Genomic DNA, 2,264 nt, shown 5'->3' on the forward strand with positions numbered 1-2,264 from the left:
CTGTTGGTGGACTAAGTATTAGCGAAAAGTTGAAATAATCAAATGTATAAAGGTGAGTTTTTAAGCATAAATTGGAATAACCGCTTTGATTATATTTTGAGCAGGTTATTAAATGTCGAAATAGTATTAATAAGGCGGCTCTATCTGTCTGTTTTAGCTAGTTTTTTACTTCGTCTTCTTCAACCAGCTTTTCTTCCGTAACCCAAGGCAATTGGCGATATCTTGGCTCAGATTGCGCAAAGTTCATGAAAGGATATTTGATAATGTCGAAATAAGGCGAGTAATCGAAGTCACTTGGCGTGCATAGCTTGGGATTTCTTCGGTAAATATTAATATGACCAGCTTCTGATCGCTTGATCATTGGTAAGATCGGATATTGGATCGAACCGAAGGCCTCGGCAATCATGGTAGAGCAAACCGTTTTTGTGGTTTGACCCGGATGTTTAGAAAACAAGCTTGAGCGCCATCTGCGAGGAAGAATTAAATACGGGAAGAAAAAACGCAGTAGATCGAAGATTTGCCGAACATCATAGTCAGCACCAAGCCGTGATATTCCGTAGTGAATAACTTTTTGCGCATCTGAATATGTTAGATCTTTAGGTCGACAAATTCTTACATGGTCACGGTCATACACGGATAAGGGGCGAGCAACCGTACCCATTCCTAGCTCGCTTTCTACTATAAGTTGTACGTCTGGTTGTCCATCGTAAAAGCTTTGAAGTCGCTGGCGGTCTAGAGGGTTTTCTACTTCATGTAGCCTGCCTATGTAGAGAGCAGCATGAGACCATCGACTCTGGGTTACTGTTTTAATAACATCACTGACGCGACTGCGACCTTCAACGAGAATTACGTCACCAGGTTTGATTTCATAACGCATTCTTTCATAGTCGCTCATTGGTATTGGGTTGGGTGCACGCTCGCGAATAAGTAAGCGCGTAATGAGCGAAATAATATTGCTCTTTGTTTGGTAACCCATTAATGACGACTCGATAGTATTTGTTGAAAGGTAACTAGTTAAGGTTTAGACAATAAACCTATGAACAGCAAAGCAAAATTTTCTAAATTGTGACTGTATGGATGCTTTTAAGTCTCGTAGAATGGAAAAAAACTGAAGGGGGCTAGAGAATGAGCCAGAAAGATAAAAAGTCGGACGCTAATGAAGTGGGTAGTGATAATGCCCTTCCAATTTCTGACAAAATTAAAGCATCAGCACGTCAAATATGGTTGGCGGGTTTGGGTGCTTACAACAAAGCAGAAGAAGATACTGGAAAGATTTTCGATAAGCTCGTTAAAGAGGGCGAAGAGCTCGAAGCCGCAACGAGAGGTGTTGTTGAAAAACAATTTAAAGCCGTGGAAGGAACAGTAGAAGGTGTACGCGGTAAAGCGAGTAACACTTTCGGCAAGCTAGAGTCTGTATTTGATCAACGTGTTTCTGGTGCATTAGAGCGATTAGGTATCCCGAATCGCAAAACGATTGAGGCCTTAGAGGCCAGAATTGACGCCCTTGAGGCGGAATTGAAAAAGTGTAATAAGTAATTGCGCAATATATAAAAAAGCCCTTGCCAGTTTAATGGCAAGGGCTTTTTTGTTAAAACAGAGGTCAGAGTACTTTTACTCTGGCCTCTGTTAGCTTTCTACAGGTCGTAGCCTTTTTCTTCGTGAAGAGCTAGATCTAGACCGCGATACTCGTCTTCTTCGTCAACGCGTAAGCCCGTCATTGCATCGACAAGCCTCAGAATGACCCACGTTACGATTGCCGTGTATGCGATTGTGCTACCAATGCCGATTAGCTGAGCTGTTACCTGCTCGCCGATTGAGCTGTTGTCGCCACCGAAACCATAGCCACTAAATGCGCCAAGTTCTCCCGCAGCGAAGATACCAACGAGAAGAGTACCTAAAATACCGCCGACGCCGTGCACTGGGAATACATCGAGAGAGTCGTCAATTTTAAGTTTTTGTTTGATGAAGATGGTTGCGTAGAAACATACAACACCTGCACACAAACCAATTACAATTGCTGCTGCAGGGCTGACAGATCCAGATGCTGGTGTGATAGTACCAAGTCCCGCGACCATACCGGTTACGATTCCAAGAACCGATGGCTTGCCGAACTTTTTCCATTCGCATGCCATCCACGCTAAAGAGCCCATTGCTGCAGATAGGTGTGTTGCGATAAGAGCCATCGCCGCGTCTTCGTTTGCGCCAAGCGCTGAACCCGCGTTAAAGCCGAACCAGCCAACCCAAAGCATGCCTGCACCTGTAAC

The 2,264-nt window shown here is 43.9% G+C and carries 2 protein-coding genes and 1 pseudogene; 1 reads left to right on the forward strand and 2 read right to left on the reverse strand.

Annotation, left to right across the window (positions count from 1 at the left end; genetic code table 11):
- Positions 1-157 precede the first annotated feature (157 nt).
- Positions 158-976, reverse strand: a complete 819-nt coding sequence (locus A3738_RS08300) for a YiiX/YebB-like N1pC/P60 family cysteine hydrolase (RefSeq protein ID WP_068477714.1) — start codon at positions 974-976, stop codon at positions 158-160.
- A gap of 149 nt (positions 977-1,125) precedes the next feature.
- Here A3738_RS08300 and A3738_RS08305 point away from each other — a divergent pair, with 149 nt between their 5' ends.
- Positions 1,126-1,536 (forward strand): phasin family protein, encoded by a 411-nt coding sequence (locus A3738_RS08305; protein WP_068477712.1) that lies wholly within the window; start codon positions 1,126-1,128, stop codon positions 1,534-1,536.
- 98 nt (positions 1,537-1,634) lie between these two features.
- Here the strand turns inward: A3738_RS08305 and A3738_RS08310 are convergent.
- Positions 1,635-2,264 (reverse strand): annotated as a pseudogene (locus A3738_RS08310) (ammonium transporter); the annotation flags it as partial.

The sequence above is a fragment of the Oleiphilus sp. HI0066 genome, from assembly GCF_001635725.1.